This is a genomic window from Mycobacterium interjectum, from assembly GCF_900078675.2.
GTDB classification, from domain to species: Bacteria; Actinomycetota; Actinomycetes; order Mycobacteriales; family Mycobacteriaceae; genus Mycobacterium; species Mycobacterium interjectum.
Genome location: NZ_LT546237.1, coordinates 954,475 through 976,382 on the forward strand (window position 1 = coordinate 954,475; position 21,908 = coordinate 976,382).

Consider the following 21,908-nt stretch of genomic DNA (forward strand, 5'->3'; position numbering starts at 1 on the left):
GCGGCCGCGCCGGTCTCGGCGCCGTCAGCTCCGGTCGCGCCGGAAGCGCCCGCGCCGGGGATGGGCGCCATGGGCCCGATGATGATGCCGCCCATGCGGGGCGGAGGCGGTGAGGGTTCCGAGGCGGACAATAAGCAGCTCTACCAGGAGCGCAAGCTGAAAGTGGTGGCGCCGGCCAACAGTGAGCCGGTCAAAAACCGCAGAGAAGGCCGCGCGAAACCCGATGATCGGAAGAAGCCGTGAGCACCCCTCAGGAAAGGATCGCCGCCGTCGACCAGGGGCTTCGAGTGACACGGGCATTGATGGCTGAACTGAACACGGCCGTCCAGAACATGCGCGAACGGGACCCGATCAGCGACGTGGTGGTGGCTTCCTTCGACCGCGATGGCTATTTGCGCGATCTGTTCATCGAGCCGACCGCACTGACTGATTACACCCACGCGGGGCTGGAGGACTTGATCACCGAGGTGTTGCGCGATGGCAATGAGCGATTACGCGAGGCCAGCAATGCGGTGATCGACCGGTATTGGGGGCTGGAGTCGTCCTGGCATGAGCTCAAGGCGTTGTGCGACGACTGGTGAGCTCCCGCTCGCAGGCGGGCCTCAAGGGCAGCCTTGTAGCTGACGATGGGTTAGGGCTACGTGGCCGTTCGTGGTCTCACGCAGCTTGGAATGAGACCGACGAACGCGCCGTCGATCACGCTGTCGGGGCGATTGAGCGCGTCGGTGTCGGGTGGTGCACCGACGGGGCCGGCTACCCGCTGCGGTTCGCGGCTTATTCGGTCGACCAGGGGTGCCTGGTGAATGCTCGTGAAGCCTTCGTGAATGGCCATCGTGAGATTCCTTGCAGGGCTGAGTGATTCAATAGGCGGCGCACCGGCCGATACCGGCAATTCCGGATCGGTCATCAAGTGCCTCAGGCGCCGGGCCGTGGCGCGGAGCTGGGCACGCAAGGCTGCTTAGCCACCTACCGCGGCAGGGTTGGTGTAAAGGTGGGCGATTAGCTCGACCCATCGACACGCATCCTCGCGGCGCGCTGCCAGAAGATGCGGGGGTGGGGTTTGGGTGGCGGTGCAGCCGGCGCTGGCCACCCCGGTGGCCAGATAGAGCCGCCAGTACACGTGACCGACGGGTCGAAATGCCCCGCAAATCACCGATGTGTCGTCATCAAAGACCGTGATGCGTTCGGTGCCGTTGTCGTCGACGCTGGTGATCGCGGGATGCTCGGCAGTGACGGAGCTCATGGGAACCTTCCTATGCGGCTAGGCGGCGCCGGCCTGAAAGATCAGGGGTTCGTCGTCGTCGGTCTCGTCGTCGTCCATGAGGTCAGGTAGCGGGGCGACCTTAAGGTCACCGACCTCGGTCTGTCGGCGCTGCTCGAACTGTGCGGCCAGACGCGCATAGACCGGCTTGAGTGCCTTGGGCTGGGCGCCGGGCAGAATCACTCCACCCCAGACGCCGTGCGTCGCGCCGGTGGCCACCGCGTTGTAGCCGCAGCGGCCCCTGAAGGGGCACTCGACGCAGCGCTTGATGGCGCGATGCTTGGTACGGGGGTTAAAGAACAGCTCGGGGTCTTCTTGGCAGGCCAAGTCTTGGCTGGTCTGGAAGAGGCGCACGTCGGCGCGCATCTGGAAGGACGCAAAAGGTCTGGCGACGGTGTTGGGGGTATCGGCCGGGGGGGTGAGCGCGGTTGTCATCGGAGGCGTCCTTCCTATAGGTCGTCGGTTCTTCACTGCGGCGGAACACCCGTGAATTACCGCTAATCTAACAGATATTTTAGCGTTTTAGCGGTTATACCGCTAGAATTTTGAGGATGGACGCCCTCTCTTACCGCACAGCCAGTAGCAGGAAGCGGTGTCGACGCATGTCAGACTGCATTTCGTGGCTGGCTCGGTAGCGCTGACATCACCGGTAGCCCGAACCGCTGAATCTTCTGTTTTAGCGGCGCGGATGGGGAAATCTGGCGGTTCGTCGGGCAAGATACGGGTCATGTCCTGGGAGCGGCTGGCCGACGAAGTACGACGTCGCCGCAAACAGCTGAAGCTGACCCAGACGGATGTCGCCGAGCGCGGGGGCCTGTCGGTAGCCACGGTGCGCGCCGTGGAAACCAACCGCTCAGGCCGGCTGAGTCGACGGCTGCGCCGAGCCTTGGAACGGGCGATCGAGTGGCAAGACGGCACTATCGACGCTGTCTTAGACGGCAGTGCACCTCGTGTGGTCACTACCCCGGGCGCCGGTGCTGCGCCACCGCCCGTCAGCGGGGATACCGCTAGGGTCGCAGCCGAACGATTCGCCGTTGCTCAGCGACTAGTCACGATGCGCCAGGCGTTCCTCGAGCACCGCGACCACATGTCCGAGGCAGCCCGAGCTGCTATGGACGATGAATTTAGCGCTGCATCCCGCGAGACCGAGGAGGCGCTGATCTGGATGCTGCCCTGGCTAGGAGATGATGAGCGCGCCGAAGCGATCCGAATTTTGGCCCAGCTGAGGGAGATTCGTCCTTGAGTCGATGCCGCGCCGCTGTGCATGTGCTTGGTGGAAGGCGAGGCGCCCGCTGATCGGGGGTGGGTGTCACATCGAAAAGGTACGGTGCGGTCATGTTCGACATCCCAATGCCGGGAATGCCACCATCGCAGCGGCATAACCTTCCGGTCAGCCGGGCGCCGTCGACAGCCCGCGTTCCCGATGGCCCCGCTGGTGGATCTCACCGTGCGCGCCAACCACGGGCAGCCTGGCAGCCGCGCACTCCTGCCGAGCAGTGGTGGGACTACTGCCGTGGTTGCGCGGCAGCGTTGCGGGCCGGCCGGTCGCCGACCCCGATCGAGGTGTACGGCCCGATCCTCGAACCGGGGGAGCGGGCGCTGCTGAGCGCTGAGATCGACTACAGCCGCTTTTGTGGCGGCGATGGCCGGTATTCACCGCTGCCGTTGATTGTCGCGGGCCGTCCGGCGGTCATGTTCGGCGCGCTGGCGGTCCAAGGCGTGGTCAATCACCGCCGCAAGGCAGCCGCGGCGCAGCGGGCCGCCGCTCAGTGGCGGTTCCACCAGACGTGCGCGGTGATCGTGACAACCGACCGGCTGATCTGCACGACCGCGCCGCACGGCCTGGTCAGTTTCTGGTTCGGAGCGTGCACAGAGTTTTACCCGGATTTAGAGCGGTGGATCTTGACATTGGGCTTCGACTCCACCTATCCGGTGCGGCTCAGTGGCCCGGCCGCACCAGCGCTGAGCTTGTGGAGCGCCTACCGCGTCTTAGGTGACGCCTGGGTCGATGACCCGCGTCTGGCCCTCCTGAGGTAAGTCGAAACCGCCTCGTGGTCACGACCTTTCAGGCGCTCCTTGTAGCAGTAATCGCGGTCCTGCCGGGCGCGGTGTACACAATTCCGCGTGAAAGCCACGGCGCCAGCTGGCGTGGCGCAAAACGATGCCGCAACGCTGATCTTCCGCTTCTTGGCGACCTCAGGGGCGTTTCACGTGCTGCTGGCACCAGCGACCTGCTACGCCTACCGCCTCGTCGTTTTGACCGGCGCGACCGCACCCAGTGGACTGCCTTGGTCATGGTGGGTCGCGATAGCGGCATACATCGCCATCCCCTACCTCCTTGGGGCGTGGATGGAAGATTCCCGCGATTGGCAGCCGAGTTCTCGCCGCGTGGTCTGGCCGAAGAACGCACTTAAATGGCTCTTGGCCTTGATCTCAGGGACCGACCCTGATCCGGTCCCACGCGACGACGGGATCGAGAAAAAGGGTGGCTATCCAGCAGGTCCCAAACCGGCGAAAGGCGTTCCGCCCGTCCCCCAAGGCCTGCGCAAACTGCGTAAGCAGTCGTAGCGAAGCTCGCCAATGCTTCGAATCCGTGCTGGTTAGACGATGTGTAGCCGCGACACCGGCGGTAAGATATGCGGGCATGGCAGCGAAGTTCACCATGGATGCGGCCGACACCGATACGGGCCTGTCCGCCGCGGATGAGGCAGTAGCTCAACAATCCGGCTCAAACCTCGGCAGCCTCTGCATCGGTGGCTACATGACGTCCTTGGTGGGCGCGGCGATCGGTGCGCGGGCCGTGGAGGAGGCCCAAACAGAAGGCCGTGCTGCGGCGAACACTGGCGGTCGAGAGTCCAGCATCGCGACGGTTCAAACGACTGAAGCCGGCAACTCAGGCGTACTGACCACGTAACGACAGGGGGGAGCGGCACATGGACACTTCATCACCATGGTCCAGGGCAGGCGCGCCATCCGTGACGCTGCCTTCTCCGCCTGGGCCTCCACGCGTCCCTGCGCCGCCCGGAGCACCGGCGTCGACTCTGCCGCCCGCCGGTGCCCCGTTACCAAGCGACTTTCCGCCAGGCCGAAAGCCTCGCCGTCGGACCTGGTTGTGGGTCGCGCTGGGGCTGCCGGTAGTTATCGTGGTCTCAGCTGCTACCGGGTCAATAGCCACTTTCGCGGTGATGCACAACGCGACGCAGTCGGCCGCACAACCATCATCTGCACCATCAGGGTCGCCGTCCGCGCCGATAACCCCGCAAGTCAGCGCGGCTGATGCGTCTGCAGCGAAAAATCACTTGTGCCAAGTATTCGATGTATCAGTACGCGGCGAGCAGGGGAAAGGCGGCCTGAGGGTAGACGGGAACTTGAATGTTCCCGTTGTGCTGCGCTCGGTCAATAGCGCATTGGCGGTGCAAACAGCGTTGGTTCCGGCAGTGCCAGCCGACGTTGGCTCGGCGGCACGGAACTACATCCAGACGACGCTAGATGTGACGACCGCGGCGATGGGCAACACCCCAACTCCTGAGGTAAATCGTCTCAACGACATATCGAACGACGCGATTAACGCGCTGCTCGATACGTGCGGATTGCCGAGGTAGTCCGTCCATATGGGCGCGGTGACAGCCTCGGGTGGGGACGAGGTTCCTTCCTGGTGGGCGGAGCGCAACAACAAGCAAGCGGCGCGGCTGCTGAAGCTGTTTGAGGCGGCGAAGCCGATTTCCAAACTGGCATCAGGGTTTCCGCATCTTGGCGGTGGTGGCGATGGTGGTGATCACCCCAAACCGCAGGGGCCGTTCGTCCACATCCTTTTCCAGCCTTTTGTGTGGCCGCAAGACTCGGAGACACATCTGGCCAACGACGCTGACACCCTCCTGGACGAATCAAAGTTGTACGAGGACAACGCAATGGACGCCCGCCAGGCCGCCAATGGAGTGTTCGACGGCGGCTCCTGGGTGGGTAAGAGCGCAGACGCTGCTCGCACGGCCTACAACGAGGCAGCGTCGATCAAATTCAAACAGGCTGAGGTCAGTAGGGTCGCTTCCGGTTTGTTCAAGCGGGCATCGAGTGACGTCGGGATGACGAAGCGTCTTATGAGCGACGAAAGCAATACCGCGCATAAAGAGGCCGAAGCGTTTTTGCGAAGCGGCTCGGGGCAGTCGCTCGCGCAGGTGGCGGTCATTCTGGGTGTGCACCGAACGGCGATTGAGGGCTACTCATCTGACCTGCAGGCCTTCGCCACCCAATACACCACCCAATTCACCAACCACTTTAAGCAGAGCCCCAGCGGCGGCCCGAAAGTTAAACAAGCTGGCAATGATACGGACAAGGACCCATCGACAGACGGGCCTCCACGGCCGCCAACTCCGGGTTTTCCGGGTCCTCACGCCGGCGGCGGAGCAGTTCGTGACACATCGTCGGGCGGCGCTAGCGGCCCAGCGCCGCCTGCACCGGGCGGACCCCTACGAGCCCCGTCGACGGATCAGCCATTTGAACCGCCGCGTCCGCGTCATAACCCGTTGACGTCGTTGATGGGTGGCGGGTTGCCGGGTTTGCCGGGTATGCCTGGTGGGGGCTCGGGCGGTGGGCTTCCGATGGGCCCGTTGCAGGGGCTGATGGGAGGTTTCGGCGGCTTCCCCGGGGGGATGGCACCGCCGACTGGGTTGAGCGCGCCTGGGTTGCAGGGATCTCCAATGCCGTCGTTGGGAATGGATTTCGGCCGCGGCCTGGCCGCTGGTGCTTCGGCGGCGGGTGCTGTTCCGCCTGTGACACAAGCTCCGTTGACGCCGTTGGCCGCGCCGGTGGAGACGGCTCCGACGTCGGCGGCGCCGGCGGCTGCTCCGGTGCCTGCTGCGCCCCCGACTGCTGCTTCGGCGCCGGCGCCCGCACCGGCGGCTGGTATTCCGGGCGGCGGCTTGACGTCGTATGGGTCGGTTCTTCCCCCACAGGGCACGTCGGGTGCGCCGCCGGTTGGTTCGGCGCCGGCTGCGCCGTCGGTTCCTGCTGAGGCCGGTGGCGGGTCGTCAGGGTCTGGGCCGGGCACTGGGTTGATGCCGGTAGCGGGCCGGCGTGAAGCCGCGGCGGTGCGCCGCGATTTGGCTGCGTCGGATCTGGAGCTGGCGAGGATGGCGGTGGCCGAGCTGGCCGGAGCCGCGAGCGTGACAGATCCTGGCTTGGATTGGGCTGTGGCCGTTGGCCGTAACACCTCGGGGATGCCGACGTTGTGGGTGGCCACTAACGACGGTGCCGCCTACATCCCGCCGGGTGTGTTCTTGCGGAAGACGATGCCGGTGGCTGGCGGGCATAGCGAAGAGTTCGATGCCCGCTGGTTTGGCTGGGTGAACCCGGCCGATAAAGCGGTGCGGGCGGCGCGGGAGTGTGGGGATAGCGTGGGCGCGGTGGCTACGACGTGGGCGTGGTCGTCGGAGTTCTTGGCGGAGCATCCGGCGGTGACCGAGGTAGCGACTGGTGTGAAGCCGGTTGGCGCGGTGGATAATCCGGCTGCGGAGTTATTGCCGTCGCGGTCGCATCGGCTGCAGACCGTGGACGCGGCGCTGTACGCGGACTTGGTGGCAGCCGACGAGTCGATGGTGCGTGACTATTGCCGAGAGTTGACCCGCCAGTTGGCATTCGGGATTTCAGGTGAGGAGTTATCGCCGGTTGCTCAGTCAGTGGCGCATGCGCTGGTCGCGCAGCGTTGGCCCAAGGCTGAAGAGTGGGCGTTGCTGGGCGAAGAACACGAGGACGCGCTGGTCATGATGGTGGCCCAGCGGCCAGGATTGAACGGCGTGGAAAACCCCCACCAGGTCGTCAGCTATACAAGGGAATTCGTTAAGTGCCGCCGGTTGGAGGCGCTGCTGTGCTGGGAGCGGCACGGCGCGGACCTGCTCAACGTGGTGTACGCGGCCTGGGTTGCTGGAGTGCGGGCGCCGTTAAGGGACTTGGTGTTGACCTAAGCCGTTTCAGCAGGTGCTCCCGTCGCTGAGTTGTCTCCGAGTGCCTGTTCACCTTCCGATTTTGCTGATCGGGGAGCGATCGTCGAGCAATGGCCAGATTTCGGTCTTGAGGATGTCGAGCAGTTCATCGGTGCCATAAATATATGGGAACAGAAGGTGGGCGATACCACCAATGAGGCCCGCACTTTTGGCCTGCTTGGGTGTGGCCTGGCTGGGGTTGGGTCAGTTAATTTTGTTGGGTGAGTATTGCGGCGTTTGTGGCTGGGGTTGATCGGCTGCTGACGCGTGCGCACGAGCTGTATCCGGCTGGCGGTGAGGGCGCGGCATTGCCTACGTCCGGGGGCGGGGGCTCTATGCCGGGGTCGCCTGATGGTGGCAGTGGTTTGCAGGTGGGTGTTGTGAGAGCCGCTGGTTCTTATCAGCAGGCACAGACCGGTGTTGCGGGCTTGGATGAGGAGTTGCAACAGGCCGCGGCCCAGGGCGGCGCGATCGGTGAGCAGGGCCGGGTGGCGTCGGGGCTGATGCGTGACCAGGCCCGTGCGACGGCGGCCGCGCTGATGCCGATGGCTAAGTCGCCGGCGGGTGCGCAGCTGTTGATGGCGGCGATGGACCAGCATTTGTCGGCGATGCAGGGACAGTTGCAGTCGACTAAGAGCCAGTACCAGGGTGTGTCGGCGACGTTGCGGCAGGTGGGCGCGGGATATCAGACCCTCTCTAGTGGGGCGAAGGATTCGCCGCCGGCGGTGCCGCTGGACTCGTCGGGTAAGTGGAAGCCTGGCGACAAGCACCATATGCCGTACTACGCCGGCAAGGGTGGGCTGGGTCCGCCCAACTTTCCTGATTCGCCGCCGTGGGTGGATATTTACGACAGGACAAAGGATCCGGATCAGGTTCCGCACTTTTTCGTGAGGTCTGATGAGATCCCCGACTACAAGGTGCTTCCGCCGGGCGCCCTCGGTCCGCCGACGGTGGTCGACGAGCAAGGCAATCCCGACCCCTACATCGAGCTGGGTCCCAACTCGGGCGTGTGGGTGCCGCAGTCGGCTTTTCCCGGCGCGAAGTTCTATCCGCCGGGGTGGGCGGGTGATCCGCCGCCCTACGGCTGGGACGAGTACCTGCCGGGTTCAGGGATTTACCTGTGGCACGGGGATATGGTGCCGGAACCGTATCGGCCGTACGGCCCGCTGGGCCCGCCGACTTATCCGCAGGGCGGCCACTGACCGGGCGCCGAACTGGGGGTGCGTGGCTGTGGCCGGGGGGATTTGCTCAGGTTAATTTTGGTGGGTGAGTGTTGCGGAGTTCGTGGCTGGGGTTGATCGGCTGCTGACTCGCGGTCATGGGTTGTTTCCGGCCGGGGGGCCCGGCGAGGGTGGGCAGGTGTTTGCCGCCGGCGCCGGTCGGGGAGCGGTGCCGGTCGGCCCGGGTGAGGACAGCGGCTTGACTGGTGGCGCGACGGCCGCTGGTGGCGCGTACCAGCAGGCCCAGGCTGGCACGGATGGTCTTGATGAGGGCTCGGGGCAGGCGGTCACCCACGGCGGGGCGGTTGGCGCTCAGGGCCGGGCGGCGTCGGGTCTGATTCGTGATCAGGCCCGCGCGGTGGGTGCTGCGACCGCTGGGTTGGGTCGCTCGCCGGCCGGCGCGCAGTTGATCATGGCGACGATGGATCAGCATTTGGCGGCGATGCAGCGTCAGCTGGATCAGACCACGGCGCAAAACCGGTTGTTGGCGCTGCGGCTCCGCGAGCTGGCCGCGGGCTATCGCGGCATCGGGTCAGCGGGGATGGGGGGTAGGCCGCTATCCGGGCCGGGCGGTTTGACGTCGGGCAGCGGCGGCCTCAGCGGATTGAGCGGGTTGACTGGCTTGGGAAGTTCGCCAGGGGGTTGGAGCCGTCTGGTTGGATCGGCGCGTAGGGCGCGTGGATCGCGCAGCGCTGAAGCGGCACCGCGTGGCGATGTGGGGACTCCGCTAGGCGGGTTGACGCTGGATTCCACTCCGCACGAGGTGGCGGCGGCGATCATCCATGAAGCCCGGCGCCGCGGCTACTCGCCTCACCAGACGATCGCGATCTTGTCTGCGGCGATGCAAGAAAGCGGGTTGCGCCCTCGGGCTGTGAGCCCGAATGGGTTGTGGAGGAGCATTTTTCAGCAGGATGCGGGCTATCCGGGCCGCAACAATCCGAACACGGCGATCTCGGGGTTTTTTGACCGGCTCGCGCACCACGGCGGCCCGTCGTCACCGGATATTTGGAAGTCGATCTTTTGGTTACAGCAGCGCCCGGGCGAATCGTCGGCTGAAGCGGCGGTGGCCCACGGCCGCAGGGCCTATCTGAGCGAGATCGAGAGTCAGCTGCCCAAGGCCACTGCGTTGTACCGCAGCATCGCAGGGATGTGGTGATGGTGGTGGTGATGAGAGGTGTAGGGTCTCGCGATCCGTGGCGGACTTTCACGAACGATGGTGGGCGTGATGGCGGATCCGCCAACCTTCGCAGCCACTACCGTGGCCAACTAGGGCGAGGATACCAATAGTTGGTATCATTCGATGTGTGGGCAAGAATACGTCCTTCAGCCTCGACGAGCATTACAGCGCATTCATCGATGAGGAGGTGGCGTCGGGCCGTTACCGCTCGGCCAGTGACGTCGTGCGTTCTGCTCTGCGGCTGCTTGAGGATCGTGAGACCCGCCTGCGCGCATTGCGCCAGGCACTCGACGCCGGCGAACGAAGTGGTGAGCCGACACCATTCGACTTCGATGAGTTCGTTGCGCGCAAGCGAGCTGAGCAACCTCGCCGCCGGTGAACCGGTATGTACTTTCGCCCGCCGCCCGCGCCGACCTGGAACAGATCTGGGATTACACCTGCCAGCGCTGGGATGACGATCAGGCCGAGGAATACGTCCGTGAAATCCAGCGCGCGATCGAACGAGTGGTCGACAATCCTATGATCGGACGGGCCTGCGACGAACTCCGCCCTGGCTACCGGAAGCACGCTGTTGGATCGCACACGCTCTACTACCGGATTGTCACCGGCGACGTGATCAATGTGGTGCGCATACTCCACCAACGGATGGATGTCGACCGGCACTTCGACTGACTTCATGCAGCGCGATGTCGCAGCCAAGATGCCTGGAGACCCTCGGTCAACACTGATCGCCGGCCTCGTAGGAAATGAAGTGGATCGTGAGACAAGCCGGGGCGGAACCGCCGCGAGACAACCGGGAGCATCGCAGGTCAGCGGTAGCCGGAGATGTCGCCGACGGCGAAAACCTACAGTGAGGGGGCAATTGTGCGTGGCTGTGGCCGGGGGGATTTGCTCAGGTTAATTTTGGTGGGTGAGTGTTGCGGAGTTCGTGGCTGGGGTTGATCGGCTGCTGACTCGCGGTCATGGGTTGTTTCCGGCCGGGGGGCCCGGCGAGGGTGGGCAGGTGTTTGCCGCCGGCGCCGGTCGGGGAGCGGTGCCGGTCGGCCCGGGTGAGGACAGCGGCTTGACTGGTGGCGCGACGGCCGCTGGTGGCGCGTACCAGCAGGCCCAGGCTGGCACGGATGGTCTTGATGAGGGCTCGGGGCAGGCGGTCACCCACGGCGGGGCGGTTGGCGCTCAGGGCCGGGCGGCGTCGGGTCTGATTCGTGATCAGGCCCGCGCGGTGGGTGCTGCGACCGCTGGGTTGGGTCGCTCGCCGGCCGGCGCGCAGTTGATCATGGCGACGATGGATCAGCATTTGGCGGCGATGCAGCGTCAGCTGGATCAGACCACGGCGCAAAACCGGTTGTTGGCGCTGCGGCTCCGCGAGCTGGCCGCGGGCTATCGCGGCATCGGGTCAGCGGGGATGGGGGGTATGCCCCTGTCCGGGCTGGGCGGTTTAACGTCGGGCAGCGGCGCCTTCAGTGGCGTGACTGGCTTGGCATCGGGCATACCAGCGTCACTGATGGGCAGCCTGCGCAGCGGCGGCGGGGAGCCGGGTGGTGAGTCGGGCGCCTGGATGTTCGGCGGCGATGGCCGAGGTAGGGGGACGGCGTTGCGGGCAGTGCAGTACGCCGAGACGAAGCTGGGCTGCCCGTATGTGTGGGGCGCGACGGGGCCACGAACATACGACTGCTCGGGACTGGTCATGGACGCCTACGCTCACACGGGGGTGCGGTTGCCGCGCATGACCTACGACATGATTCGGGTGGGCACGCCGGTGGACCGGGCTGACGTGCGGGCCGGTGATTTGGTGTTTTCCAATTTCTCGGGCCGCCGGCCTGAGCATGTGCAACTCGCGGTGTCCTCGACGAAAGTGATCGAGGCACCCACGCCGGGCGGCCATGTCCAGTATTCGGGCTTCCCGCAAGGACGTGTTGTGGTGAAACGGATTATCGGATAACGATTTTCGGTGGGGATGTAGCGGTGGTTGAGCCGGGAATGGATAAGGCGGAAGAGTCGCGATGGCGCGGCCGCGGTCTAGGGTTGTCGACACGGGTGCAGGTGTCGGGGCACATGTTTTTTGCCCGCCGGGCGGTGTTGGCGATGACGCGGCGGCGGGTGCGGATGGAGGCCGAACCGGGCCGGCGCCAGTCGATGGCGATGTTGGCGGGTGTGACGATCACCGCGGTGCTGTGTCTGGGGGCGTTGTTTTGGTCGTTCGTGCGCCCGGCTGGTTCGGCGGGGCAGGCGCGGATTTTGGCGGATCAGGATTCGGGTGCGCTGTATGTGCGAGTGGTGGACAAGCTGTATCCGGCGCTGAATTTGTCGTCGGCGCGGCTGATCGCCGGGGAGGCGGCCAACCCGGTTCGGGTGCGCCGCAGCGAGATTGAAGCGCACCCGCGGGGGCCGCTGGTCGGTATTGCGGGCGCACCGCAGGATATGGCGGTGACGTCGCCGGGCCGCTCGTCGTGGCTGGTGTGCGATGAGATCACCAAAGCGTTCGGGACAGCAGCACCGGAGCCGGTGACGGTGACAATTATTGATGGCCAGCCGGATCTGGGGCCGCGCCGCCATGTGCTGGGCTCTAGTGATGCGATGGTGCGCCGCTATGGGGATGCGGTGTGGCTGATCCGCGATGGCCGCCGCTCGCTGATCAATCAGGGCGCCCGGGCGGTGCTGTTGGCGCTGGGGTTGGGCGAGGACGCGGTGCTGGGGTCGCGCCCGATGAGCCGGGCGCTGTTTGATGCCATTCCGGTGGGCCCGGAGTTGTCGGTGCCGGTGATCCCGGATGCTGGGTCACCGGCACGGTTCGCCGGGGCGCCCGGCCCGGTCGGCACGGTGGTGTCGACTCCTCAGGTGGGCGGGCAGACGGCCTACTCGGTGGTGCTGACCGATGGCGTGCAGCCGGTGTCGCCGGTGGTGGCTCAGGTGCTGCAAAATGCCGGGCCGGCCGGCGCGGTGATGCCGGTGGTGGCCGGGCCGGTGTTGGCCAAGTTGCCGGTGGTGCAGCCGCTGGACTTGTCGGCATTCCCGGCCGCGCCGCCGCAGGTGATCGACAGCCAGCTCAACGCGGCGGCCTGCTGGCACTGGGAGAAAGTGAGCGGGGAGTCGATGGCCACGACGTCGGTGATCGCTGGGCCGACCATCCCGGTGGCCGAAGCCCAGGTGGACAAGGTGGTGGACTTGGTGAAAACCCCGGGCACGCAGATGCAGGCCGACCGCGTGTATTTGGGCCCCGAGTACGCCAATTATGTGGTGTCAACCGGTAATTCACCGTCAGCTGCCACGGTGGAGTCGTTGTGGTGGATCTCGGAATCAGGTGTGCGCTTCGGGGTGCCACGCGAGGAGGACACGATGAACGCACTTGGTTTGAAGAAACATTCCCCGAGCCCGGCGCCGTGGCTGGCGCTGCGGCTGCTGGCCGCCGGGCCGGCGCTGTCGCGCGCTGATGCGCTGGTACGCCACAACACGCTGCCTGTCGACGCCAACCCGGCTGAATTGGAGGTCCCGAAGTCGTGAAGCATGGGTTTGCCCGCAAGGAGACCGCTGAGGCGCCATCGTATAGGCCAGAGACCATTGAGTTGCCCACACCGCTGAAAGTTCCGCCGCCGCAAAGCAAACCGCTGTGGTCGGTCGTGTTGATCGTCGGCTTGATGGGCTTGGTCGGCGCGATGGTTTGGGTGTCGTTCGCCAGCGGGGCCCGCTCGTTTACCGGCGCGGGCTCGTTGTTTCCGATCGTGATGGTCGGCGGTCTGATGGCGATGCTGTTCGGCGGGCGCGGCGGGTCGCAGGAGATGTCGCGCTCCAAGCTCGATGCGCTGCGGGCGCGTTTTTGCATGGTCATGGACGAGCTGCGGGGAACCACATCGGAGTTGGCTGACCGGTTGGATGAGAACTACCGCTGGTATCACCCCGCACCGGACACGCTGGAAGCCAGCGTGGGCAGTGTACGGATGTGGGAGCGCAAACCCAACGGTTCTGATACGTGGTTCGGGGTGGCCCGGGTGGGGGTGGGCATGACGGATTTGGTGGAGTCGCATACCGCGATGTTCGCCGAGCCGCAGGACGCGCCGACCGATATCGAGCTCGAGCCGGTGACCGGCAAGGTTCTCCAGGAGTTCATGCAGTACCAGACGGTGGCCTATGGGGTGCCCGCCCTGGTGTCGTTGATGGTGGAGCCCGGATATGAGCTGCGCGGGCCGCGCGAGCGGGTGCTGGCGTTGATGCGCGCGATCATCTGCGAGTTGGTGTTTTTTCACGGCCCCGATCATCTGCGGCTGGTGGTGGTGACTTCTGATGTGCCCGAGTGGGATTGGGTGAAGTGGCTGCCGCACGCCGGTGACCCGGTGGTCGAGGATGGCGCTGGCCCGGTGCGCATGGTGTATGGATCGGTTACCGATTTCCTTGCCGCTCAAGCGGATGCGCTGTCGCTGCGTGGGCGCGGGGACTTCCGGGCCCGCCTCGGGGCCTCCAAAGACCCGATTAACCCGTTGCCGCACACGTTGATTGTGTGCGACACCGAGGTGGGTTGGGATCGTTTCGGAAGCTCCGAAGGGGTCAACGGGTTGACGTTTTTCGACGTGCGCGGCTCAAGCCGGGTGCCGGCGTGCCGTGATCCGCGCCGCGTGCTCTATATCGGTGAGAACGCGGTGATCAACGCGGTGCCGCGCGACCCGGTGACGTGGGACGCCCAGGGCAACGAGCCGCAGTTTTTCGCCTACGCCGATCAGATCAGTCGCGACGCGGCCGAGACATTCGCCGAGCGGATGTCGCGCTGGCGGCTGGCCGAGGCTTACGAGGCGATCGAAATCAACACCGGACAGCGGGTGATGGCCCGAGACATTCTGTCGTACTACGGCATTGAGGACGCCGCCCATATTGATTTCGAGAGGTTGTGGGCCTCGCGCAGCGACATCAACTCCCCGCAACGGCTCAAGGTGCCGCTGGGTAACCGCGCCGATAACAACGAGCTGTTTTTCGTCGACCTCAAAGAGGACTCCCAGGGCGGTCAGGGCCCGCACGGGGTGATGGCCGGCACCACCGGCTCGGGCAAGACGATGATGTTGCGGGCGCTGATTGAGTCGCTGATTTTGGGGCACCCGCCGCAAAATCTGCAGTTCATGTTGGCCGACCTCAAAGGCGGCTCGGGTGTGCGGCCGTTCGCCGGGGTGCCCCATGTGGCCCAGATCATCACCGACCTCGAAGAGGACCAAAGTCTGATGGGCCGCTTCGTCGACGCGCTCGACGGCGAGATCGCACGACGTAAAGCCTTGTGCGATTTAGCCGGTGCTGATGATGCGACCGAATACAACAAGCTGCGCGCGGATCAGTTGTCGTCGGGGGCCGCCGAGGTTTTGCCGGCGCTGCCGGTGTTGATGGTGGTCATTGACGAGTTCGCCGAGCTGTTCAAGCTGATGGGCAGTGAGATCCAGGTGGCGCTGGATCGGATTTGCCGCCAGGGCCGGGCGTATTGGGTTCATCTGCACATGGCCAGCCAGCAGATCGACACCCGCGCTGAGGCGCTGTTGGAGAACATGGGGTATCGGCTGGCCCTGCAAACGAAAACACCGCAGGCCGCCGCGGCGATCGGCGTGCCGAACGCGGTGAACCTCAAGGGTTCTGGGCAGTGCTACTTCTTAGAGGGCAGCCCGTCGAATGGCGCCTTGACGAAATTTCAAGGCGAGTTCTTGTGGCGTGAGTACCGTAAGCCCGGCACCGAGGACTTCGACGGCGGCCCCCAAGCTGAGGGGGCGTCGGTCAGTTATTTTGCGCCGCAATTGTTCTCCACGGATTTCACGCCGCTGCCGCTGCCCGATGAATCCGAGGCCTCCGCGGCCACCGACGATGCGGGCGGCGAGGTCGACGAGGTGATCGAGCAGCCCCGCGACAGCGAGGATGCCGAGGCCGTCACTGCGCTGATGCGCCCACAGGTGGGGCGCATCATCATCGACCAGCTGCGCCGGATTGACTTTGAGCCCTACCGGCTGTGGAAGCCGCCGCTGGATGCGCCGTGGAGTGTGGAGAAATTGGTGAACACCCATCTGGGGCGGCGCTGGGACAGCGACTATGCGCGCACCCCGAATCTGGTGTTTCCGATCGGGCTGGTGGACCGGCCGTTCAAGCACGACCAGCATCCGTTGACGGTTGACGTGTCGGGCCCGGGGGCGAACGTGGTGATCGTCGGCGCTCAGGGCTCGGGCAAGACGACGGCGCTGCAGGACCTGATTTGCGCGGCGGCCATGACCCATACCCCAGAGCAGGTGCAGTTCTACTGCTTGGCGTTTTCCTCGGCGGCGCTGGGTAGTGTGGCGGGGTTGCCGCATGTCGGTGGTGTTGCGATGTCGCTGGACGGCGACGGTGTGCGCCGCACCGTGGCGGAGATGGCGGCGCTGCTGGCCTCACGTAAGCGCAGTTTCGAGGCGACCGGCGTGATGTCGATGGAGGTGTTTCGCCGACGCAAGTCTGGCCGTGAGGCCGGGGCGATGCCCGATGACGGTTACGGCGACGTGTTTTTGGTGATCGACAACTACGCGGCGCTGGCTAGTGAGTATCCGGCGCTGGTCGAAGACAAGGTGAACCGGCTGATCAAGGAAGGGCCGACGTTCGGTATTCACGTGGTGGCCGCGGTCTCCAAGAGCACCGACCTGCAGGTGTCGGTGCGCGCGGACTTCGGGTCTCGTGTGGAGCTGCGCCTGGCCGATATCAACGATGCCCAACTGGTGGCCAAGCCGCGCCTGGCCGCCGAGGTTCCTTCGGGCCGGCCAGGGCGCGGCATGATCGGACAGAACTACGAGCGCGCCGGCTGGGACCCGGTGGGGTTGCACACCCTGATGGCGCGCCCGGCGCTGGAGTCCACCGCTGGCGAGGTGTTCGACTCACGCAGCGTGACCGATGCCGTCAGCCGGGTGGCTAGCGGGTTTACCCCGGCGGCGAAGGTTCGCCGGCTGCCGCAACGGGTGGCGCGGGCCGAGCTGGCCGCCCGTGCGGGCGGGGATGGCCGGGCGGCGTCGGCGATGGTGTGGGCGCTCGATGAGACCGAGCGTCCGGTGTTCTTCGACGGCCAGCATCTGGTGATCACGGGGCAAACCAAGTGCGGGCGCACCACGGCGTGTGCGACGTTGATGCGCGAGATTGGGCGGGTCTATGCCCCGGGTGCCGAGGCGTCGACAAGTCAAGTGGTGACAGGGCAGGCGGGCCGCCCGGCCGCGCAGGTGTGGCTGGTTGATCCGCGCCGCCAGCTGCTCAGTGTGCTGGATTCGTCGTATGTGCACCGCTTCGCGTCGACACCGACGGCGGTCAAGCAGCGCATGGATGAGTTGGCCCAGGTGCTTGCGCCGCGGATGCCCAGCGACGATGTGTCGGTCGATCAGATCGGCCAGCGGCACTGGCAGGGCCCGGAGGTCTTTTTGATCATCGATGATTCTGAGCGGCTGCCGGCCGGCTACGACTCTCCGCTGGTCCCGATCGCTCCGTTCGTCCAGGCGGGCGCCGACGTGGGGTTGCACATCGTCTACACCCGACTGTTCGGGGCGTTCATGGCGGGGCTGGGGGCTGATCCGGTACTGAGGCTGCTTCGGGATGCCACCGAGCCGCTGCTGGTAATGGATTCTGACCCCGACCCCGGTTTCGTGAAGGGCAAATGGAAGGGGCATTCGATGCCGCGGGGCCGCGGATTCTTGATGAATACCGCCGAATCGGGCGAATCGGGAATTTACGTCCAAGTAGCCGATGCCGGGTTGGGCTAGATCGCTGATGGGCCGCGCATAAGTCCGTGCGCGCCGATACACTTTTGTCATCAGACCGGGTAAATGCTCCGGTCGGTTGTTTGTGGGGAGGATTTCTATGTTTGTCGAGGCGTTACCTGCGGGGATTGATGCGTCGGCTTCGGGGTTGGCGGGGATCGGGTCGGCGGTAGCGGCGGGTAACGCTGCGGGCGCGGCGCCGACGCTGGGTGTGGTGCCGCCGGCGCCCGAGCCTGCCTCGGTTCTGTTGGCCGCGGCGTTCGGCACGCACGCCGGGGTGTACCAGGCGACTCAGGCGATCGGGTCGGTGATTCATGCGATGTTTGTCTCGACGATGGGTGCCAGCTCGGCCGACTACGCCGCGACCGAGGCGATCAACACCGTCGCGATGGTCTAACCCGAGGGTCGCGGCCCCAGCCATGGATTACGAGGTCCCACCGGAGATCAACTCAGGCCGGATGTACGCCGGCCTGGGTTCGGCGTCTTTGATGGACTCGGCGGCGGCGTGGCAGGCGCTCTCCGCGCAGCTGGGCTCGGCAGGGGCGGCGTTCGGGGCGGTGATCGAGGCGCTGACGAGCACGGCGTGGCTGGGTCCGTCGTCGATGACGATGGCGTTGGCCGCGGCGCCGTATGTGGTGTGGATGATCGCCACCGCCGAGCAATGCCAGGCGGCGGCTGGGGCTGCTGCTGCGGCGGCGGCGGCGTTTGAGGCCGCCCGGGCGGGGGTGGTGCCCCCGCCGGTGATCGCCGAGAACCGCGCCCAGCTGGCGGCGCTGGTTGCGACGAACTTCATGGGGTTCAACACCCCGGCGATCATGGCCAACGAGGCTCACTACGCCCAGATGTGGTCCCAGGACACCTCGACGATGTATGGCTTCGCCGGCCAGGCCTCGGGCATCACCGGCACGCTGGTCCCGTTCGTCCCGCCGCTGCCGAACTCTGATCCAATGGGGCTGGCGGCGCAAGCGGCCGCATTGGGCCAGTCGGGCGGCACCTCAGCCGGACAGCAGCCGATGAATTTCGCCAGCAACGCCGGCTTGCCCGCCGGTTTGGACGGCGAGACGATGCTGTCGATGGGCCCGGAGTTCGTTAGCAGCATTCCCCAAGCGCTACAAGGGCTTTCCTCACCGTTGAGCGGCGGGCTGGGGCCAAGCGGGCTGGGCCAGTTCCAATCCCTGCTGAGCCCGTTCATGAGTTTTATGAATCCGAGCATGTTCGGTGCGGGCGGGGCGTCAACGTTAACGAGTGCCGGCGGGCCCGGGGTTGCGGGGCTGGGCGGGGCGGCCTCGGAAGTGGAGGCCGCGGCCGGCCGGGCGGGATCGCTGGGCGGGTTATCGGTGCCGGCGACCTGGACGTCCGGGGGCGCCGGTGTGGAGTCCGCCAGTACCGCGCGGGCGGTCGCACCCGTGGCCGCGTCGGGCGGGGGTCCCTCGGTGGCGGCCGCGCCGGCCACCACCACCGGGGGCTCGGGGATGTATGGGGGTACGCCGATGGCCGCCGGGATGCACGGCCGCGGCACCGACAGTGACGGCACACCGCGGTATGGAAAACCGGTCAAAGTGCTACGCCGACGCTAGCCCTATATTAGTCACATGAGGCGAGAAAAAATTTGTGCAAAATAGGTTGCGCCGACCGTTGCCCGGCGTTAGATGAGGCCAATAGACTGGTCACACAGCAACGCTGAAATAAAATCACCCGCGCTTTAAGGAGAGCTTTATTATGGCCACCCGCTTTATGACCGACCCGCACGCGATGCGGGGCATGGCCGGCCGTTTCGAGGGACACGCCCAAACGGTCGAGGACGGGGCCCGCAAGATGTGGGCGTCCTCGCAGAACATCGCCGGCGCCGGCTGGAGCGGACAGGCTCAGGCGACGTCCTACGACACCATGGGCCAGATGAATCAGGCGTTCCGCAACATCGTGAACATGCTGCACGGGGTGCGCGACGGCCTGATCCGCGACGCCAACAACTACGAGACCCAAGAGCAGGCCTCTCAGCAGATCCTGAGCAGTTAGCCGCCGGGGTCCGAAACCAACTTTTACGCCAAGGAGACTGGAGAACAATGTCGATCAACTACCAGTTCGGTGATGTCGATGCCCACGGCGCCCTCATCCGCGCCCAGGCCGCTGCCCTGGAGGCCGAGCACCAAGCGATCGTGCGAGACGTGCTCGCGGCTGGGGATTTCTGGGGCGGCGCCGGCTCGACGGCCTGCCAGGAGTTCATCACCCAGTTGGGCCGCAATTTCCAGGTGATCTACGAGCAAGCCAACGCCCACGGGCAGAAGGTGCAGACCGCCGGTGCCAACATGAACAGCACCGACAGCGCCGTCGGATCTTCGTGGGCCTAGCCTGCACTGTTCGAGGGCGGCGACGTGGCGGCACCGGATGCGGTGCCGCCACGTTTGCGTTAGCGACCAGGGAGCCTTTCGATGATGACCGCTGAAATTCCCACCACCCCGACCGCCGACATCACCGTCAACCTCGAGGGGCTGTGGCTGCTGCAAGCCATGCTGGGCATTTCCCAGCTTGCTCCCGAGCTGCGCGGGCGGCCCTACGGGCAACCGCAGAGCGCCGAATGGCTCACCGCGCACCCGGGTTTGGCTGTGCTGGTCGACCAGGGCATTGCCGATGAGGGCGCGGTGGTGCGTTCCGATATCGCGGCGCGCATGAAGGTATTGGCCAGCCCTGACGTCGAAGTGATCCTGTTGGTGTCTCGCGGGCCGATGAACGTGGTGACACCGGTGGTGATGGACGTGCCCAGCACCTGGCGTGCGATACCCGATGAGCAGCTGCGCGTTGTGCTGGCCCGCCGCGACGGCCGCTGGGCCTCGGCGGTGCGCGCCGGGTCCTACATCACCATCGACGATTGCCCTGGAACCGATCAGGAGTGGGTGCAACGCCTGGTCGGTGAGGCGCTGGACTCGGTGCACCGGGTGGAGCCGGCACGTATCAGTGCGGTCAACGTACCGCTGGATGACATGCGCACCGCGATCGCGATGCATGCCAAGGCCGATTCGGCCGCGGCCAAGCTGGCTGCGCTGCGCGCGCTGGGGCTACGCGGCGGGGCGCTGGCTGAGCTGGGCGCGGCGTTAGAAGATCCGCAGGCCGAGGCCTTGGTCTATGCGCGGGCCCATGTGGATATCGACACGGTGTGGAGCCAAACGGTGCTGAACCTGCGGGATACCGCCTCGGGGCGGGTGGCGCTGTATCGGCTCAACCCGCCACCGGGTAGCCAACAGGAGTGGCTGGCGATCGCCCCGGCCACACCTGCCCAGCTACATCACGCGCTGACGACGGTCTTCGACAGTGTCGGGGTGCGAGCCTGGGTTAGCCACGAACGAATGGCCTGACTAAACGCTGGGCCACCTGCCCAGCAAACTGTTATCGATAAATACTGAGCGGGCGTGGTATAGCAAGAATTCTGCCCCTAGGATCGAACGTAGTAAACGCCAGCTATATGGGGACTAGTAATGTCTGACAATTCCGACTTCATGTCGCGTTATCTGCCGCCGGACAACACCGAGGCACACCGCGAGCATCCGGGGCCCACGGACGACCTCACCGAGGAGGTGTCGTTGGCGGATCTGCGGTTGCCCGAGCCGGGCGCGCCGCAGCCACCGCAGATGCCGCCGGTGAGCCGATACGAGTTCACACCGCCACCCGCGGAAGGCGACAGTGCAGAGGCCGGGTGGCCGCCGGAACCCGGCAGCGCGTCAGCGGCGCCGGATGGCAGTGAAGGCGCTCACGCTGCACCCGAACCACCACCACCACCGCCGCCGCCTCCTGGGCCCGCCGGGCCTTCGTTCGGCCCGGCGCCGCCCGTCGGNCACTACGCCCAGATGTGGTCCCAGGACACCTCGACGATGTATGGCTTCGCCGGCCAGGCCTCGGGCATCACCGGCACGCTGGTCCCGTTCGTCCCGCCGCTGCCGAACTCTGATCCAATGGGGCTGGCGGCGCAAGCGGCCGCATTGGGCCAGTCGGGCGGCACCTCAGCCGGACAGCAGCCGATGAATTTCGCCAGCAACGCCGGCTTGCCCGCCGGTTTGGACGGCGAGACGATGCTGTCGATGGGCCCGGAGTTCGTTAGCAGCATTCCCCAAGCGCTACAAGGGCTTTCCTCACCGTTGAGCGGCGGGCTGGGGCCAAGCGGGCTGGGCCAGTTCCAATCCCTGCTGAGCCCGTTCATGAGTTTTATGAATCCGAGCATGTTCGGTGCGGGCGGGGCGTCAACGTTAACGAGTGCCGGCGGGCCCGGGGTTGCGGGGCTGGGCGGGGCGGCCTCGGAAGTGGAGGCCGCGGCCGGCCGGGCGGGATCGCTGGGCGGGTTATCGGTGCCGGCGACCTGGACGTCCGGGGGCGCCGGTGTGGAGTCCGCCAGTACCGCGCGGGCGGTCGCACCCGTGGCCGCGTCGGGCGGGGGTCCCTCGGTGGCGGCCGCGCCGGCCACCACCACCGGGGGCTCGGGGATGTATGGGGGTACGCCGATGGCCGCCGGGATGCACGGCCGCGGCACCGACAGTGACGGCACACCGCGGTATGGAAAACCGG

Annotated in this window: 23 protein-coding genes and 2 pseudogenes; 21 read left to right on the top strand and 4 right to left on the bottom strand. The window is 65.9% G+C overall.

The genetic code is table 11. The features are described 5' to 3' along the window. Both BN4348_RS59945 and BN4348_RS38830 read left to right on the top strand, forming a co-directional pair. Positions 1-243: pseudogene (locus tag BN4348_RS59945) on the top strand (hypothetical protein); the annotation flags it as partial. Continuing rightward, complete coding sequence (locus BN4348_RS38830) at positions 240-581, top strand: hypothetical protein (RefSeq protein ID WP_142308668.1); 342 nt, start codon at positions 240-242, stop codon at positions 579-581. The pseudogene BN4348_RS59945 and the gene BN4348_RS38830, both read left to right, overlap by 4 nt. 56 nt (positions 582-637) lie before the next feature. Here the strand turns inward: BN4348_RS38830 and BN4348_RS38835 are convergent, their stop codons facing one another. The 3 genes from BN4348_RS38835 to BN4348_RS38845 are packed head-to-tail and all read right to left on the bottom strand — an operon-like array spanning position 638 to position 1,696. After that, on the bottom strand, positions 638-907 hold the full coding sequence (locus BN4348_RS38835; RefSeq protein WP_142308669.1) for a hypothetical protein: 270 nt from the start codon (positions 905-907) through the stop codon (positions 638-640). A gap of 51 nt (positions 908-958) precedes the next feature. Continuing rightward, a complete protein-coding gene (locus BN4348_RS38840; RefSeq protein ID WP_066911525.1) occupies positions 959-1,243 on the bottom strand; it encodes a hypothetical protein in 285 nt (94 codons plus the stop codon). Between the two features lie 18 nt (positions 1,244-1,261). Further along, positions 1,262-1,696, bottom strand: a complete 435-nt coding sequence (locus BN4348_RS38845; RefSeq protein ID WP_066911529.1) for a WhiB family transcriptional regulator — start codon at positions 1,694-1,696, stop codon at positions 1,262-1,264. A 157-nt stretch (positions 1,697-1,853) separates the two neighbouring features. Here BN4348_RS38845 and BN4348_RS38850 point away from each other — a divergent pair, with 157 nt between their 5' ends. The 6 genes from BN4348_RS38850 (at position 1,854) to BN4348_RS59465 (ending at position 7,218) form a co-directional block, all read left to right on the top strand. Further along, positions 1,854-2,504: a helix-turn-helix domain-containing protein gene (locus BN4348_RS38850; protein ID WP_142308670.1), complete on the top strand. Its 651-nt coding sequence runs from the start codon at positions 1,854-1,856 to the stop codon at positions 2,502-2,504. 320 nt (positions 2,505-2,824) lie between these two features. Next, positions 2,825-3,298, top strand: coding sequence for a hypothetical protein (locus BN4348_RS38855; protein WP_142308671.1), 474 nt, complete (start codon positions 2,825-2,827; stop codon positions 3,296-3,298). An 87-nt stretch (positions 3,299-3,385) separates the two neighbouring features. Continuing rightward, the gene (locus BN4348_RS59455) at positions 3,386-3,829 is read left to right on the top strand and encodes a hypothetical protein (protein WP_142308672.1); all 444 of its coding nucleotides are present in this window, start codon (positions 3,386-3,388) and stop codon (positions 3,827-3,829) included. 76 nt (positions 3,830-3,905) lie between these two features. Continuing rightward, entirely contained in the window at positions 3,906-4,175 is a 270-nt protein-coding gene (locus tag BN4348_RS38860) for a hypothetical protein (protein ID WP_066911538.1), read from the top strand. Between the two features lie 271 nt (positions 4,176-4,446). Then, the gene (locus BN4348_RS59460) at positions 4,447-4,863 is read left to right on the top strand and encodes a hypothetical protein (protein WP_142308673.1); all 417 of its coding nucleotides are present in this window, start codon (positions 4,447-4,449) and stop codon (positions 4,861-4,863) included. A gap of 9 nt (positions 4,864-4,872) precedes the next feature. Next, entirely contained in the window at positions 4,873-7,218 is a 2,346-nt protein-coding gene (locus BN4348_RS59465; protein WP_142308674.1) for a hypothetical protein, read from the top strand. Here the strand turns inward: BN4348_RS59465 and BN4348_RS62420 are convergent. Next, positions 7,215-7,344, bottom strand: a pseudogene (locus BN4348_RS62420) (hypothetical protein); the annotation flags it as partial. The gene BN4348_RS59465 and the pseudogene BN4348_RS62420 overlap by 4 nt on opposite strands. Before the next feature lie 272 nt (positions 7,345-7,616). On the opposite strand from BN4348_RS62420, the gene BN4348_RS38870 reads away from it, so the two are divergent. The 13 genes from BN4348_RS38870 to BN4348_RS63070 form a co-directional block, all read left to right on the top strand. Next, on the top strand, positions 7,617-8,438 hold the full coding sequence (locus tag BN4348_RS38870) for a hypothetical protein (protein ID WP_235852684.1): 822 nt from the start codon (positions 7,617-7,619) through the stop codon (positions 8,436-8,438). A 64-nt stretch (positions 8,439-8,502) separates the two neighbouring features. Next, positions 8,503-9,612: a hypothetical protein gene (locus BN4348_RS38875; protein ID WP_066911547.1), complete on the top strand. Its 1,110-nt coding sequence runs from the start codon at positions 8,503-8,505 to the stop codon at positions 9,610-9,612. A 148-nt stretch (positions 9,613-9,760) separates the two neighbouring features. Continuing rightward, complete coding sequence (locus tag BN4348_RS38880) at positions 9,761-10,012, top strand: type II toxin-antitoxin system ParD family antitoxin (protein WP_066911550.1); 252 nt, start codon at positions 9,761-9,763, stop codon at positions 10,010-10,012. Further along, positions 10,009-10,305, top strand: a complete 297-nt coding sequence (locus BN4348_RS38885; RefSeq protein WP_066911553.1) for a type II toxin-antitoxin system RelE/ParE family toxin — start codon at positions 10,009-10,011, stop codon at positions 10,303-10,305. Before BN4348_RS38880 ends, BN4348_RS38885 begins: the two co-directional genes overlap by 4 nt. 331 nt (positions 10,306-10,636) lie before the next feature. After that, entirely contained in the window at positions 10,637-11,575 is a 939-nt protein-coding gene (locus tag BN4348_RS38890; protein WP_142308675.1) for a C40 family peptidase, read from the top strand. A gap of 38 nt (positions 11,576-11,613) precedes the next feature. Next, positions 11,614-13,134, top strand: coding sequence for a type VII secretion protein EccB (gene eccB, locus BN4348_RS38895; protein ID WP_066911556.1), 1,521 nt, complete (start codon positions 11,614-11,616; stop codon positions 13,132-13,134). Continuing rightward, the gene (gene eccCa / locus BN4348_RS38900; protein WP_066911559.1) at positions 13,131-17,360 is read left to right on the top strand and encodes a type VII secretion protein EccCa; all 4,230 of its coding nucleotides are present in this window, start codon (positions 13,131-13,133) and stop codon (positions 17,358-17,360) included. The genes eccB and eccCa overlap by 4 nt, the downstream gene beginning before the upstream one ends. Positions 17,361-17,457: 97 nt before the next feature. After that, positions 17,458-17,754, top strand: coding sequence for a PE family protein (locus tag BN4348_RS38905; RefSeq protein WP_066911562.1), 297 nt, complete (start codon positions 17,458-17,460; stop codon positions 17,752-17,754). 22 nt (positions 17,755-17,776) lie between these two features. Continuing rightward, complete coding sequence (locus BN4348_RS62145; protein WP_066911565.1) at positions 17,777-18,934, top strand: PPE family protein; 1,158 nt, start codon at positions 17,777-17,779, stop codon at positions 18,932-18,934. 142 nt (positions 18,935-19,076) lie between these two features. Continuing rightward, on the top strand, positions 19,077-19,373 hold the full coding sequence (locus BN4348_RS38915) for a WXG100 family type VII secretion target (RefSeq protein WP_066911568.1): 297 nt from the start codon (positions 19,077-19,079) through the stop codon (positions 19,371-19,373). 47 nt (positions 19,374-19,420) lie between these two features. After that, positions 19,421-19,705 carry a WXG100 family type VII secretion target gene (locus BN4348_RS38920; RefSeq protein WP_066911571.1) on the top strand — a complete coding sequence of 95 codons (285 nt, stop codon included), beginning with the start codon at positions 19,421-19,423 and terminating at the stop codon, positions 19,703-19,705. Positions 19,706-19,789: 84 nt separating this feature from the next. Next, entirely contained in the window at positions 19,790-20,707 is a 918-nt protein-coding gene (locus BN4348_RS38925) for an ESX secretion-associated protein EspG (protein WP_066911574.1), read from the top strand. Between the two features lie 858 nt (positions 20,708-21,565). Beyond that, the coding region (locus BN4348_RS63070) for a PPE family protein, SVP subgroup (RefSeq protein WP_456238205.1) at positions 21,566-21,908 on the top strand (343 nt) is incomplete at its 3' end.

Coding starts and splice junctions, on each gene's coding strand:
- BN4348_RS38835 (WP_142308669.1), bottom strand. CDS start 907: ATGACCGATCCGGAATTGCCGGTATCGGCCGGTGCGCCGCCTATTGAA.
- BN4348_RS38840 (WP_066911525.1), bottom strand. CDS start 1,243: ATGAGCTCCGTCACTGCCGAGCATCCCGCGATCACCAGCGTCGACGAC.
- BN4348_RS38925 (WP_066911574.1), top strand. CDS start 19,790: ATGACCGCTGAAATTCCCACCACCCCGACCGCCGACATCACCGTCAAC.
- BN4348_RS38860 (WP_066911538.1), top strand. CDS start 3,906: ATGGCAGCGAAGTTCACCATGGATGCGGCCGACACCGATACGGGCCTG.
- BN4348_RS59460 (WP_142308673.1), top strand. CDS start 4,447: ATGCACAACGCGACGCAGTCGGCCGCACAACCATCATCTGCACCATCA.
- eccB (WP_066911556.1), top strand. CDS start 11,614: ATGGATAAGGCGGAAGAGTCGCGATGGCGCGGCCGCGGTCTAGGGTTG.
- BN4348_RS38920 (WP_066911571.1), top strand. CDS start 19,421: ATGTCGATCAACTACCAGTTCGGTGATGTCGATGCCCACGGCGCCCTC.
- BN4348_RS62145 (WP_066911565.1), top strand. CDS start 17,777: ATGGATTACGAGGTCCCACCGGAGATCAACTCAGGCCGGATGTACGCC.
- BN4348_RS38915 (WP_066911568.1), top strand. CDS start 19,077: ATGGCCACCCGCTTTATGACCGACCCGCACGCGATGCGGGGCATGGCC.
- BN4348_RS59465 (WP_142308674.1), top strand. CDS start 4,873: ATGGGCGCGGTGACAGCCTCGGGTGGGGACGAGGTTCCTTCCTGGTGG.
- BN4348_RS38905 (WP_066911562.1), top strand. CDS start 17,458: ATGTTTGTCGAGGCGTTACCTGCGGGGATTGATGCGTCGGCTTCGGGG.
- BN4348_RS38845 (WP_066911529.1), bottom strand. CDS start 1,696: ATGACAACCGCGCTCACCCCCCCGGCCGATACCCCCAACACCGTCGCC.